This is a genomic window from Enterobacter sp. BIDMC109, assembly GCF_001037885.1.
In the GTDB taxonomy this organism is placed as follows: Bacteria; Pseudomonadota; Gammaproteobacteria; order Enterobacterales; family Enterobacteriaceae; genus Enterobacter; species Enterobacter hormaechei_C.
The window spans coordinates 1,109,009-1,121,805 of sequence record NZ_KQ090002.1 but is presented as its reverse complement, the minus strand read 5'-3'; the positions used below and the strand labels follow the sequence as shown (position 1 = coordinate 1,121,805).

Genomic DNA, 12,797 nt, shown 5'->3' with positions numbered 1-12,797 from the left:
TCAGTTGAGGGCGGCGCTGGCGGTCATGGCAACGGTTTTCGCGTTAACCGGCATACCCGGCATAAACACTTTTTGTAAACCATCGACGATGACTTTATCCCCGGGATTCAGCCCCTGCTGTACGATACGTAAACCGTCGGCCAGACGCCCGGGCGTAATGTCGCGGCGCTGCGCTTTCCCGTCTTTATCCACGATATAGACATATTTACGATCCTGATCGGTCAGCACCGCCTTATCGTCAACAAGCGTGGCTTTAAATTCCGCACTGCCCGGCAGACGCACGCGGGCAAAGAGTCCAGGCGTGAACTGACGCTGTGAGTTATCCAGCAGCGCGCGCATGCGGATCGTTCCGGTACCCGGCGTGAGCTGGTTATCCAGGAAATCCACTTTGCCCTGATGGGGATAGCCCTCCTCGCCCGTCAGGCCAATCTCCACCGGCAGCGCCGCATGATCGCCAGACACCCGCTGCCCGCTGCGGGCCAGGTTCTGATAGTGAAGGTAGGTTGACTCGTCCACGTCGAAGTAGACATAAACCGTTTTCTGCGAGACCAGGGTGGTGAGCACGCTGGCGCTGTCGCCCGCCGTCACCAGGTTACCGCTGGTGATCAGCGCCCGGCTGGCGCGACCGTCGATAGGCGCGGTCACTTTGGTGAAGTCGAGGTTAAGTTGCGCAGCGTCTACCGCCGCCTGCGCGGCGCGAATATCGGCCTGCGCCTGGGTAGCGGCGGAACGGCGCTGCTCCCACTCTTCGCGGGACACCACGTTGGTATTGACTAATTTATCGGTACGGTTAGCCTCGCTTCGCGCCAGACTGGCCTGCGTTTTGGCTCTCGCCAGGTTCGCCTGCGCCTGTTCCAGCGCGGCGCGATAGGTTCGGTCATCAATCGTGAACAGCACCTCGCCCTTTTTCACCTCCTGGCCGTCGGTGTAATTCACTTTCTCAATGTAGCCGGAGACGCGCGGACGCAGCTGAACGCTTTCCACCGCTTCAATGCGACCGTTAAAGCTGTCCCACTGGCTAATGGATTTCACCACCACGTCAGCAGCGCTGACAACGGGCGCTTGCGGCGCGGCATTTTGCGCGACGCTGTCATCGCACCCGACGAGAAGCGCGGAGAGTAAAACCACCCCCATCGCGCTCAGATGAAAGTTACCCCAGGTTTTTTGCAGGCTCATTATTTTTATTCCGGTTATTGTAGCCGCCGGGCAAGACGCAGCGGGAGGCGCCGCGCCACTTCCTTTGTCCGGTAGCTGGCTGAAGGCCATTTGTGTCGTTCATCGCCACAAAACTGTAACAGTTGCGAATACACTATCGCGGCGATTGTAGGAAGGCGCTTAATTAAGTGCAAGAATAATTGTTGCACTTTATGTGCTATTTGCGGCGAAGATAAATCACGCGTTTTGAGAAGGGATTTAAATGCAACAATAAAACTTGCAATTAATGTAAAAACGGGTCACCTTTAAGTGCAACAAACAAAGATGCTTTTTAATGCGTGGCGTAGGGGGAAGCAAAATGAACACGGGTGCATTCATTCACGATTTACTCGACTGGATCGACAACAACCTCGATAGCCGTCTGGACATTGAAACCGTCTCCAGGCGAGCCGGCTATTCGAAATGGCACCTCCAGCGGCTTTTCAAAGAACATACCGGCTCCCCTCTCGCCGAATATATTCGCGCGCAAAAGCTGCAAAAATCGGTTGAGCGCCTGGCCCACAGCGATGAACCGATTCTGAACGTGGCGATCGCGCTGGGCTTTGACTCTCAGCAGTCCTTCAACCGCAGCTTTAAGCGTCAGTATGGTCAGGCACCCGGCGCATGGCGACGCAGTATCGGCTGCCGTGAATCGCGGCAGATGAGCCAGTAGTTCACCGCCGGGCCGGATATCGGCCAAAAAGAAAAACCCTCTGTAAACAGAGGGTTTTATCAGTCTTACCTGCTTATAACTTCGCAGGAAAGGTTATGGGCTTACTCCCACTCGATCGTCGCCGGTGGCTTGCCGCTGATGTCATACACCACGCGGGAAATGCCGTTCACTTCGTTGATGATGCGGTTAGACACGCGGCCTAAGAAGTCATACGGCAGGTGCGCCCAGTGCGCGGTCATGAAGTCGATGGTTTCCACCGCACGCAGGGAGACTACCCAGTCGTACTTACGGCCATCGCCCATCACGCCGACCGAGCGCACCGGCAGGAACACGGTGAACGCCTGGCTCACTTTGTTGTACAGGTCAGCTTTGTGCAGCTCTTCGATGAAGATCGCGTCCGCGCGACGCAGCAGGTCGCAGTACTCTTTCTTCACTTCGCCCAGCACGCGTACGCCGAGACCCGGGCCCGGGAACGGGTGACGGTAGAGCATGTCGTACGGCAGACCCAGCTCCAGGCCGATCTTACGCACTTCGTCTTTGAACAGCTCACGCAATGGCTCAACCAGGCCCATCTTCATCTCTTTCGGCAGTCCGCCCACGTTGTGGTGAGATTTGATGACGTGCGCTTTACCGGTAGCGGAGGCCGCAGACTCGATCACGTCAGGGTAGATGGTGCCCTGCGCCAGCCATTTCACATCTTCCAGCTTCAGCGCTTCTTCGTCGAACACTTCCACGAACACGCGACCGATGATTTTACGTTTCGCTTCCGGATCGTTCTCGCCTTTCAGCGCGTCCAGGAAGCGCTGCTCGCCTTCCACGTGAACGATGTTCAGACCGAAGTGGTCACCGAACATGTCCATTACCTGCTGGGCTTCGTTCAGACGCAGCAGACCATTGTCCACGAAGACGCAGGTCAGGTTTTTGCCGATGGCGCGGTGCAGCAGCATCGCGGTCACGGAGGAGTCCACGCCGCCGGAGAGGCCGAGGATCACTTTGTCATCACCAACCTGCTGGCGGATACGCTCCACGGCATCGTCGATGATTTTTGCCGGGGTCCACAGGGCTTCACACTGGCAGATGTCACGCACGAAGCGCTCCAGCATGCGCATACCCTGACGGGTGTGGGTCACTTCCGGGTGGAACTGCACGCCGTAGAAACGTTTTTCTTCGTTCGCCATGATGGCGAACGGGCAGCTTTCAGTGCTGGCAACGGTCACGAAGTCAGACGGGATAGCGGTGACTTTGTCGCCGTGGCTCATCCACACGTCCAGCAGCGGTTTGCCGTCTGCGGTCAGGGAGTCTTCGATACCGCGCACCAGCGCGCTGTCGGTGACGACTTCAACCTGTGCGTAGCCGAACTCACGCTCGTTAGAGCCTTCTACGTGGCCGCCCAGCTGCATCGCCATGGTCTGCATGCCGTAGCAAACGCCGAACACCGGTACGCCCGCTTCGAACACGTACTGCGGCGCACGCGGGCTGTTCTCTTCGGTGGTGCTTTCCGGGCCGCCGGACAGGATGATGCCGCTTGGATTGAACTCGCGAATCTGTGCTTCCGTGACATCCCACGCCCACAGCTCACAGTAAACGCCCAGCTCACGCACGCGGCGCGCCACCAGCTGAGTGTACTGAGAACCAAAGTCCAGGATGAGAATGCGATGTTTATGAATGTTTTCCGTCATTGACGCTAATTCCGAGGCAAGTGAAACAAAACAAAGCGCCCGGCATTGAGCCGGGCGCGGAAATTTATCAGGAGCCCAGACGGTAGTTCGGGGACTCTTTGGTGATCGTCACGTCGTGAACGTGGCTCTCCTGGATACCCGCACCGCTGATGCGTACGAATTCCGCTTTGGTACGCAGCAGGTCAATGGTACCACAGCCGGTCAGACCCATACAGGAGCGCAGGCCGCCCATCTGCTGGTGAATGATCTCTTTCAGGCGGCCTTTATACGCCACGCGGCCTTCAATACCTTCCGGCACCAGTTTGTCAGCAGCGTTATCGGTCTGGAAGTAACGGTCAGAGGAACCTTTAGACATCGCGCCCAGGGAGCCCATACCGCGGTAGGATTTATAAGAACGCCCCTGGTAGAGTTCGATTTCACCCGGGGATTCTTCGGTACCGGCCAGCATGGAGCCCACCATCACGGCTGCGGCACCTGCGGCGATCGCTTTGGCGATGTCGCCAGAGAAACGGATACCGCCGTCCGCGATTACCGGAATACCGGTACCTTCCAGCGCTTCAACCGCGTCAGAAACCGCGGTGATCTGCGGCACGCCTACGCCGGTGACGATACGGGTGGTACAGATAGAGCCAGGACCGATACCCACTTTCACCGCGCTGCAACCCGCTTCCGCCAGCGCGCGAGCGCCTGCGCCGGTTGCTACGTTACCGCCGATGATCTGGAGATCCGGGTATTTAGCACGGGTTTCACGAATACGTTGCAGAACGCCTTCGGAGTGGCCGTGGGAGGAGTCAATCAGCAGCACGTCAACGCCCGCAGCAACCAGCGCGTCAACGCGCTCTTCGTTACCCGCACCTGCGCCAACCGCAGCGCCGACGCGCAGACGGCCATGCTCGTCTTTACAGGCGTTCGGTTTACGTTCTGCTTTCTGGAAATCTTTAACGGTGATCATGCCGCGCAGGTGGAAGTTCGCGTCCACAACCAGCGCTTTCTCAACGCGTTTTTCGTGCATTTTCGCCAGCACCACGTCGCGGGTTTCGCCTTCACGCACGGTCACCAGACGCTCTTTTGGCGTCATGTAGACGCTGACAGGCTGGTTCAGGTCAGTCACGAAACGCACGTCACGACCGGTAATGATACCCACCAGTTCGTTGTCTTCAGTGACTACCGGATAGCCTGCAAAGCCGTTACGCTCGGTCAGGGCTTTCACTTCGTGCAGCGTGGTGGTTGGCAGAACGGTCTGAGGATCGGACACGATACCGGATTCATGCTTCTTCACGCGGCGAACTTCTTCCGCCTGACGCTCGATAGACATGTTTTTGTGGATAAAGCCAATGCCGCCTTCCTGTGCCAGGGCGATAGCCAGACGCGCTTCAGTCACGGTGTCCATTGCTGCGGAGAGCATAGGAATGTTCAGACGAATGGTTTTCGTCAACTGCGTGCTGAGGTCGGCAGTATTCGGCAGAACGGTGGAGTGAGCGGGAACGAGGAGGACGTCGTCAAACGTCAGTGCTTCTTTAGCGATACGTAGCATGGGCAATATCTCTGACCTGGGTGGTTAAATATTGCCGTGGCATTATACAGAGCGTAACCGATTGCATCCACACTTTTTTGAAAAAAATGCTTGCGCTCACCTCTCAGCAGGTTACTATCGACTGAATAACTTGCTGATTTAGAATTTGATCCCGCTCACATGTTATCCTCTCAATCCCCCTCAATTTATACTGTCAGCCGCCTTAATCAGACGGTACGTTTGCTGCTTGAGCAGGAAATGGGACAGGTCTGGATCAGCGGTGAAATCTCTAACTTCACGCAGCCTGCTTCCGGTCACTGGTACTTTACGCTGAAAGACGACACCGCTCAGGTGCGCTGCGCGATGTTCCGCAACAGCAACCGTCGCGTGACGTTCCGTCCTCAGCATGGCCAGCAGGTTCTGGTTCGCGCCAACATTACCCTGTATGAGCCGCGCGGCGATTATCAGATTATCGTCGAGAGCATGCAGCCCGCGGGCGAAGGCTTGCTGCAACAGAAGTACGAGCAGCTCAAAGCCATGCTTTCGGCTGAGGGATTGTTCGACCAGCAGTTTAAAAAGCCCCTGCCCTCACCCGCTCACTGCGTTGGGGTCATTACCTCGAAAACCGGTGCGGCCCTGCACGATATTTTGCACGTTCTGAAGCGCCGTGATCCTTCCCTGCCCGTCATTATTTACCCAACTGCCGTTCAGGGTGACGATGCGCCGGGGCAGATCGTGCGCGCGATTGAACTGGCAAATGCCCGTCAGGAGTGTGATGTATTAATCGTTGGGCGCGGCGGCGGCTCGCTGGAAGACCTTTGGAGCTTTAACGACGAGCGCGTGGCGCGGGCAATCTTTGCCAGCCTTATCCCGGTGGTAAGTGCCGTCGGTCACGAAACGGATGTAACGATTGCGGATTTTGTCGCGGATTTACGCGCGCCCACGCCGTCCGCGGCGGCAGAGGTAGTCAGCCGTAACCAGCTGGAGCTGCTGCGTCAGATCCAGAACGGGCAGCAGCGCCTGGAGATGGCGATGGACTACTTCCTCGCCAACCGTACCCGCCGCTTTACCCAGCTTCACCATCGTCTGCAACAGCAGCATCCGCAATTGCGTCTGGCGCGTCAGCAAACCGTGCTGGAACGTCTGCGTCAGCGGATGAACTTCGCGCTGGATAACCAGCTTAAGCGGGCGGTAGCTCGCCAGCAGCGCGTCACGCAGCGTCTGAACCAGCAAAACCCGCAGCCGAAGATTTATCGCGCACAAACGCGTATCCAGCAGCTTGAGTTCCGCCTCGCGGAAAATATCCGCTCACGCCTGAGCACCACGCGCGAGCGTTTCGGCAATGCGGTCACCCATCTGGAAGCCGTCAGCCCGCTCTCCACGCTGGCTCGCGGCTATAGTGTGACCACCGCGACGGACGGCAAAGTGCTGAAACAAACGAAACAGGTTAAAGCCGGGGATGTGCTCACCACCCGGCTTTCTGACGGCTGGGTCGAGAGTGAGGTGAAAGAGATCAAACCGGTGAAAAAAACGCGCCAGCGTAAAAGCGGATAAATCTTCGCCGGTTACAAACTATACTGCTGCTATTGCCTTTTTTAATAAGGAGAGCAGCATGCCCCATCTTCATAGCGTCATCCCTCCGTATATTCTTCGTCGAATTATCGAAAGCGGTTCTGAGCCGCAGCAGCGCTGCGCCCGTCAGACCTTAACCCACGTCCAGACGCTGATGGCCCATATGCCGGGTAAACCCGCCGCGCCGCATGTGAATAAAGCCGGTCAGCTTGAGCGTGACATCTACGATGCGAAACAGACCCAGGAGCTGCCGGGTAGCCAGGTGCGCTATGAAGGCCAGCCCTCCAACGGCGATGTGGCGGTGGATGAAGCGTACGATTATCTGGGTATCACCCATGATTTCTTCTGGAAAGAATATCAGCGCGATTCGCTCGATAACAAAGGGCTGATCCTCACCGGCACCGTGCATTATGGTCGGGAATATCAGAACGCCTTCTGGAACGGCCAGCAGATGGTCTTTGGCGACGGTGACGGAGAAATCTTCAACCGCTTCACCATTGCCATCGACGTGGTGGCGCATGAGCTGAGCCACGGCGTGACCGAGACCGAAGCCGGGCTGATTTATTTTGAACAGTCGGGCGCGCTGAACGAGTCGCTGTCAGACGTGTTTGGCTCGCTGGTGAAGCAATACCATCTTAAGCAAACCGCCGATAAAGCAGACTGGCTGATTGGCGAGGGTCTGCTGGCAGCGGGGATTAACGGCAAAGGGCTACGTTCCATGTCTGAACCCGGTACCGCCTACGACGATCCCCTCCTCGGCAAAGACCCGCAGCCCGCGCACATGAAAGATTTCATCAAAACGCGCGAGGATAACGGCGGCGTGCATCTTAACTCCGGCATCCCCAACCGCGCGTTTTACCTGGCCGCAACGGCGATCGGTGGCTACGCCTGGGAAAAAGCGGGTTATGCCTGGTACGACACGGTTTGCGATCGCAACCTGGCGCAGGATGCGGATTTTGACGCTTTCGCAAAACTGACGATCGCGCACGGCGAGAAACGCTCCGGTAGCGACGTTGGGGCGGCTATAAAACAAGCCTGGGAACAGGTAGGAGTGCTGTAAATGCAGGTTCCGGAACTGACGGATGACGCCGTGGTTGAGCTGGCCCGGGAAGGCGGCGTCGCTTTTATCCCTAAGCTGAGCGGCCAGCGCACCATTGCGCTCTCCTCGCTTAATGAGGCCCAGCGCCAGCGCCTGGTGAGCATTCTTGAGCAGGCTTTCCCGCGCGGCCAGCCGCCCGGGAAAGCCTCTTCCCCCGGCAGTGGTGACCAGCGCTATTTCCGCATCCAGATTATCTGGACCGGCCAAAATCAGGCGCACTACGCCGATATCATCGTGCTGGTACCCGAGCAGGAAGCACCCGAGTCGCTGGTGGAACTGTGGCAGAAAGGTGAAGGCTGCGTGTGCGATTAACCTTCAGCCCGAACAAACTCCACGCGTTTTTTAGAGATAAGACCGTGGCCGTTCTGGCAAAAATAGTCCACCGCACCGCAGGCTTTTAGTACCTGGAGTGGCTGATGACACTCCGGGCAGCGGGCTTCGAGCGCGATATCTTTATTACAATTTTCGCAGTGCGCTACCCCGTTCAGGGGCTCCAGCGGTGTCTGGCAATCCGGGCAGGTAATCGTCATGGTGACTCCTTCAAAGCGTTCAGGTCTGCGATAATTTTACCACGTCGCGTTCAGTGCGGGCCACGCAACTGTTGCTGTAAGGTCAGCAGCAGCGTCACCTCCTCGACCCTGCGGCGCGTCGTGCGGCTCACCTGGTGCGGATCCCGTTCAAAGAGACTTTTTGCCCCCAGAATATGCTCCGCAAGGCAATGCTCGTAGATCGTACCGGGAATATGCCAGCGCTGAATTTCTTTACCCTTAATCAGCTCCAGCACATCTTCTGCGCCGCGTCGGTCGTGGCTGACGATGCGCCCGTCGCGCAAATAGAAGCGTAATCCCTTTTGCCCGCCCGCAGGCCCCGCGTATTTGTTAAGCCAGATGTCCACCGGCACGCCGCTGATGCTTCCCTGCAAATGCGCCTCGCCTTCCGCCGTGGTCAGATCGCCCATTGCGATTTCGCGGCCCAGGCGGTCTTTTGCTGTCACCACCTGCAACGTCATATCGTCACTGCCGCCCAGGTAAAGCATCGTTTCACGCAGCATCGCCAGCACGTGCGTACCGATATCCAGAATCACACCATCTGGATGGCGAAGCGTTCGCGCGTCTGGCTCGCCGGTGGCGAAGTTGAGCGCAATGGGCTCTCCTTCGGCGTTATACCCGCTTGGCTCCTGCAAAAAACCTTCGATTTTGACGATGTCAGAAACATGAGAGACCAGTGATTGCTTTACGCTATCGAGACGCGCCATCCAGTGATCGAGCGCCAGCACGCGGTCGGCGGCTCCCGGTTGAGCCAGCAGCGCTTTCAGTTTTTCAATTTGGGGCAGCGTGGCGACAATCGGTTTTTCTACCACAATACGCGACGCGGGTGAGGCCAGCGCCTGCTCAAGTACCTCGAGGTGGTACAGGGAGGAAGTGGTGATAAACAGGGTATCCAGCGGGTGGGAAAGAAGTTCACCGAGCGACGCGCAACGTGTGACCCCTTCAGGCTGCTTCTCGGGATGAATATCAAAACCTAAACAGCGCGGAGTATCAGGAAAAAGATTTCGTATTGCCGGTAAGTAAGCCGTTTCAACCACAGCACCAAGCCCAACAAACCCTAACAGCATGTTCTTACCTCGTTAAGTCAATTGCCGGGGCATAACGCCACCCCGGCAAGGTCGAGGTTTATCAGGCGTTAGCGGCCGGTTTAGTCTGCGCATTTTCCAGCATGCGGCGCACCGGAACAATGAGGACGATCAGCACCGCAGCACAAATCAGCAGCGCAATGGAGCAACGGGCAAAGAGGTCTGGCAGCATATCCAGCTGGTCGGCCTTCACGTGACCACCAATCAGCCCCGCAGCCAGGTTACCCAGCGCACTGGCGCAGAACCACAGGCCCATCATCTGGCCGCGCATTCTCTCCGGCGCCAGCAGGGTCATGGTCGCCAGACCAATCGGACTCAGGCACAGTTCCCCGAGCGTCAGCATCAGGATACTGCCCACCAGCCAGAACGGAGAAACCCCTGCCCCACCGTTGCTCAGCACGTTCTGCGCCGCCAGCATCATCAGGCCAAAGCCCGCCGCCGCGCACAGAATGCCGATCACGAACTTGGTGATGCTGCTCGGACGAATGTTTTTGCTCGCCAGCTTCGGCCATGCCCAGCTAAATACCGGGGCCAGCAGAATGATGAACAGGGCATTGATCGACTGGAACCACACCGCCGGGATCTCAAAATCACCGATCATGCGGTTAGTGTAGTCGTTGGCGAACAGGTTGAAGGAGGTTGGCTTCTGCTCGAACGCGGACCAGAAGAACGCGGCGGAGACCAGCAGAATAAAGCACACCAGCAGCCTTGCGCGCTCTTTGCGATTCAGCCCGGCGAAGATGAACAGATAGATGAAGTAGAGCGCGACGGAGGCGGCAATCACATACACCAGCACGCTGGCGACCGCGACCGGATTAATCACAATCACGCCCTGGGCAATCAACGTTACGATGAGTGCAACACCCACAGCCAGCGCCAGCAGCCAGGCACCCACGCCGTTACGTTTCACTACCGGACTGTTCCAGGTGGAGTCCAGACCGACTTCACTGTCGTAGCGCTTCATGGCCGGAACGGCAAACACGCGGAAGATAATCAGGGCGACCAGCATCCCGATACCACCGATACCAAAGCCCCAGTGCCAGCCGTGGGTTTTAATCAGCCAGCCGGAAATCAGAGGGGCAATGAACGAGCCCATGTTGATGCCCATATAGAACAGCGAGAAACCGCCGTCACGACGCGCATCGCCTTTTTTATACAGGGTGCCGACCATGACCGAGATACAGGTCTTGAACAGGCCGGAGCCGAGCACGATAAACATCAGGCCGATGAAGAACAGGTTGTCGCCCATGATGGCCGACAGGGCGATCGACAGGTGCCCGAGCGCAATCAAAATCGAACCGTACCAGACGGCCCGCTGCTGGCCGAGCCAGTTATCCGCCAGCCAGCCGCCCGGCAGCGCAGCGAGGTACATGGTGCCGGCAAAGATGCCGACAATCGCCGAGGCGTTTTCACGCGCCAGGCCCATCCCGCCGTCATAGACGGTGGCGGCCATAAACAGAATCAGTAGCGGGCGAATACCGTAAAACGAAAAACGCTCCCACATCTCGGTGAAGAACAGCGAACCGAGCGGATAAGGATGGCCGAAGAAGGTTCGGCTCTCTTTTTGATTAACAGAGGATTGCATAATTCTCCCGAAAAGGTATGTGTCGTGCTTGTAAACACCAGCATGTACGCCGAACGGTTACGTATCCGATCGATTTTTTACATGCGGCGAAATGTTGGTTAACCATTTGATAACCAGGCGCTAGTTTTGTCTAGTACCGAACCCTGGACTTTAAGACGAAAATTCGATGATTGTCTACTTTCTTAGATATAAACATGGTTAAAAGCGAATAGTGATTGACATCACACAGGGAAGGCAGGCCTTTTGAATGGGCGAAAAAAACCCGCGACAGGCGCGGGTTTTAGTGAGTTCGGTAAGAATTATTTGCTTTTCTTAATGTGCTTAATCAAACGCTTACGCTTACGCATCTGGTTCGGCGTCAGGGTGTTGCGTTTATTCGCAAACGGGTTCTCCCCTTCCTTGAACTGAATACGGATAGGCGTACCCATCACGTCCAGCGACTTGCGGAAGTAGTTCATCAGGTAGCGTTTGTAGGAGTCCGGCAGATCCTTCACCTGGTTACCGTGGATCACCACGATAGGCGGGTTATACCCCCCGGCGTGAGCATATTTCAGCTTCACGCGACGACCACGCACCAGCGGCGGTTGGTGGTCTTCAGCAGCCATGTTCATGATACGGGTCAGCATCGCCGTGCTCTGACGGCGGGTAGAGCTGTCATAGGCTTCACGAACGGATTCGAACAGGTTGCCAACACCACTCCCGTGCAGGGCAGAGATGAAGTGAACGCGGGCAAAGTCGATAAAGCCCAGACGGAAGTCCAGCGTCTCTTTCACCTGCTCGCGCACTTCATTGCTCAAACCGTCCCACTTGTTGACGACGATAACCAGCGAGCGCCCACTATTGAGGATAAAGCCGAGCAGAGAGAGATCCTGATCGGAGATACCTTCACGTGCGTCGATGACCAGCAGCACCACGTTGGCGTCTTCAATCGCCTGAAGGGTTTTGATCACCGAGAATTTTTCCACCACATCGGTGATTTTCCCACGCTTACGCACCCCTGCGGTGTCGATAAGTACGTACTCACGTTCATCGCGCTGCATTGGAATGTAAATGCTGTCACGCGTTGTGCCTGGCATGTCGTAAACCACCACGCGCTCTTCACCGAGAATACGGTTAGTAAGCGTAGACTTACCTACGTTTGGGCGACCCACGATAGCCAGCTTGATAGGCAGATCCTGCGGGTTGAAGTCGTCTTCCGGCTCTTCCTCGCCTTCCTCTCCGGCTTCAAACTGCGCCCAGTATTCAGCGTCCTCGTCCACCTCTTCCGGCGGGTTCACTTCATCTACCCACGGCAGCAGAACGGTTTCCAGCAGGCTGGTGACGCCACGACCATGCGAGGCCGCGATAGGATAAATATCGCCCAGGCCTAAAGACCAGAAATCCGCAACAGCCTGATCGGCATCGATGCCGTCAGTTTTGTTCGCCACCAGGAAGGTAGGCTTTTCGCGTGAACGCAGATGTTTAGCAATAGCAGAATCCGCGGGCATCAGGCCAGCGCGAGCATCCACCATAAACAGAACCACATCCGCTTCTTCGATAGCCAGCAGAGATTGCTCTGCCATGCGGGTTTCTACGCCGTCTTCCGTACCGTCAATACCCCCGGTATCGATACAGATGAACTCGCGTCCTTCCACCTCTGCACGACCGTACTTACGGTCACGCGTCAGCCCCGGGAAATCCGCAACCAGCGCATCACGGGTGCGTGTTAAACGGTTAAAAAGAGTGGATTTTCCAACGTTAGGGCGCCCGACAAGCGCGACCACAGGTACCATGTTTGAAGCCTCATAAAATTCAAAATAACGTCGCTTTCGCAGCGTTTTTAAAAATGTCAAAACGGCTCCTGAGTGAA

At 56.8% G+C, this 12,797-nt stretch carries 11 protein-coding genes; 4 read left to right on the top strand and 7 right to left on the bottom strand.

Annotated elements, in window-relative coordinates; translation table 11 throughout:
- Window positions 1-1,176 carry an efflux RND transporter periplasmic adaptor subunit gene (locus SK62_RS05380; RefSeq protein ID WP_023295135.1) on the bottom strand — a complete coding sequence of 392 codons (1,176 nt, stop codon included), beginning with the start codon at window positions 1,174-1,176 and terminating at the stop codon, window positions 1-3.
- Between the two features lie 337 nt (window positions 1,177-1,513).
- On the opposite strand from SK62_RS05380, the gene SK62_RS05375 reads away from it, so the two are divergent.
- On the top strand, window positions 1,514-1,867 hold the full coding sequence (locus SK62_RS05375) for a helix-turn-helix domain-containing protein (protein ID WP_015572178.1): 354 nt from the start codon (window positions 1,514-1,516) through the stop codon (window positions 1,865-1,867).
- A 101-nt stretch (window positions 1,868-1,968) separates the two neighbouring features.
- Here SK62_RS05375 and guaA read toward each other — a convergent pair whose 3' ends face one another.
- Both guaA and guaB read right to left on the bottom strand, forming a co-directional pair.
- Window positions 1,969-3,546, bottom strand: a complete 1,578-nt coding sequence (gene guaA, locus SK62_RS05370) for a glutamine-hydrolyzing GMP synthase (protein ID WP_006811514.1) — start codon at window positions 3,544-3,546, stop codon at window positions 1,969-1,971.
- Between the two features lie 67 nt (window positions 3,547-3,613).
- The gene (guaB, locus tag SK62_RS05365) at window positions 3,614-5,080 is read right to left on the bottom strand and encodes an IMP dehydrogenase (protein ID WP_003860601.1); all 1,467 of its coding nucleotides are present in this window, start codon (window positions 5,078-5,080) and stop codon (window positions 3,614-3,616) included.
- Window positions 5,081-5,239: 159 nt separating this feature from the next.
- Here guaB and xseA point away from each other — a divergent pair, with 159 nt between their 5' ends.
- Genes xseA through SK62_RS05350 form a run of 3 tightly spaced genes read left to right on the top strand, consistent with a single transcriptional unit; the run spans window position 5,240 to window position 8,042 of the window.
- Entirely contained in the window at window positions 5,240-6,613 is a 1,374-nt protein-coding gene (gene xseA, locus SK62_RS05360) for an exodeoxyribonuclease VII large subunit (RefSeq protein WP_017383521.1), read from the top strand.
- 58 nt (window positions 6,614-6,671) lie between these two features.
- Window positions 6,672-7,691 carry a M4 family metallopeptidase gene (locus SK62_RS05355; RefSeq protein ID WP_017383522.1) on the top strand — a complete coding sequence of 340 codons (1,020 nt, stop codon included), beginning with the start codon at window positions 6,672-6,674 and terminating at the stop codon, window positions 7,689-7,691.
- Complete coding sequence (locus tag SK62_RS05350) at window positions 7,692-8,042, top strand: protealysin inhibitor emfourin (protein WP_033487447.1); 351 nt, start codon at window positions 7,692-7,694, stop codon at window positions 8,040-8,042.
- Here the strand turns inward: SK62_RS05350 and SK62_RS05345 are convergent.
- The 4 genes from SK62_RS05345 to der form a co-directional block, all read right to left on the bottom strand.
- Window positions 8,039-8,260 carry a zinc ribbon domain-containing protein gene (locus SK62_RS05345; protein WP_017692930.1) on the bottom strand — a complete coding sequence of 74 codons (222 nt, stop codon included), beginning with the start codon at window positions 8,258-8,260 and terminating at the stop codon, window positions 8,039-8,041. The two genes, SK62_RS05350 and SK62_RS05345, sit on opposite strands and share 4 nt — an antisense overlap.
- 50 nt (window positions 8,261-8,310) lie before the next feature.
- Window positions 8,311-9,345 (bottom strand): Gfo/Idh/MocA family oxidoreductase, encoded by a 1,035-nt coding sequence (locus SK62_RS05340; protein WP_047719319.1) that lies wholly within the window; start codon window positions 9,343-9,345, stop codon window positions 8,311-8,313.
- 61 nt (window positions 9,346-9,406) lie between these two features.
- Window positions 9,407-10,948, bottom strand: coding sequence for a peptide MFS transporter (locus SK62_RS05335; RefSeq protein ID WP_047719320.1), 1,542 nt, complete (start codon window positions 10,946-10,948; stop codon window positions 9,407-9,409).
- A gap of 299 nt (window positions 10,949-11,247) precedes the next feature.
- The gene (gene der / locus SK62_RS05330) at window positions 11,248-12,720 is read right to left on the bottom strand and encodes a ribosome biogenesis GTPase Der (protein WP_022648998.1); all 1,473 of its coding nucleotides are present in this window, start codon (window positions 12,718-12,720) and stop codon (window positions 11,248-11,250) included.
- Window positions 12,721-12,797: the final 77 nt, after the last annotated feature.

What these genes read in the sequence shown, in the direction of transcription:
- SK62_RS05345 (WP_017692930.1), bottom strand. Translation starts at nt 8,260, where the DNA reads ATGACGATTACCTGCCCGGATTGCCAGACACCGCTGGAGCCCCTGAAC.
- SK62_RS05350 (WP_033487447.1), top strand. Translation starts at nt 7,692, where the DNA reads ATGCAGGTTCCGGAACTGACGGATGACGCCGTGGTTGAGCTGGCCCGG.
- SK62_RS05380 (WP_023295135.1), bottom strand. Translation starts at nt 1,176, where the DNA reads ATGAGCCTGCAAAAAACCTGGGGTAACTTTCATCTGAGCGCGATGGGG.
- SK62_RS05355 (WP_017383522.1), top strand. Translation starts at nt 6,672, where the DNA reads ATGCCCCATCTTCATAGCGTCATCCCTCCGTATATTCTTCGTCGAATT.
- der (WP_022648998.1), bottom strand. Translation starts at nt 12,720, where the DNA reads ATGGTACCTGTGGTCGCGCTTGTCGGGCGCCCTAACGTTGGAAAATCC.
- SK62_RS05340 (WP_047719319.1), bottom strand. Translation starts at nt 9,345, where the DNA reads ATGCTGTTAGGGTTTGTTGGGCTTGGTGCTGTGGTTGAAACGGCTTAC.
- xseA (WP_017383521.1), top strand. Translation starts at nt 5,240, where the DNA reads ATGTTATCCTCTCAATCCCCCTCAATTTATACTGTCAGCCGCCTTAAT.
- guaB (WP_003860601.1), bottom strand. Translation starts at nt 5,080, where the DNA reads ATGCTACGTATCGCTAAAGAAGCACTGACGTTTGACGACGTCCTCCTC.
- guaA (WP_006811514.1), bottom strand. Translation starts at nt 3,546, where the DNA reads ATGACGGAAAACATTCATAAACATCGCATTCTCATCCTGGACTTTGGT.
- SK62_RS05375 (WP_015572178.1), top strand. Translation starts at nt 1,514, where the DNA reads ATGAACACGGGTGCATTCATTCACGATTTACTCGACTGGATCGACAAC.
- SK62_RS05335 (WP_047719320.1), bottom strand. Translation starts at nt 10,948, where the DNA reads ATGCAATCCTCTGTTAATCAAAAAGAGAGCCGAACCTTCTTCGGCCAT.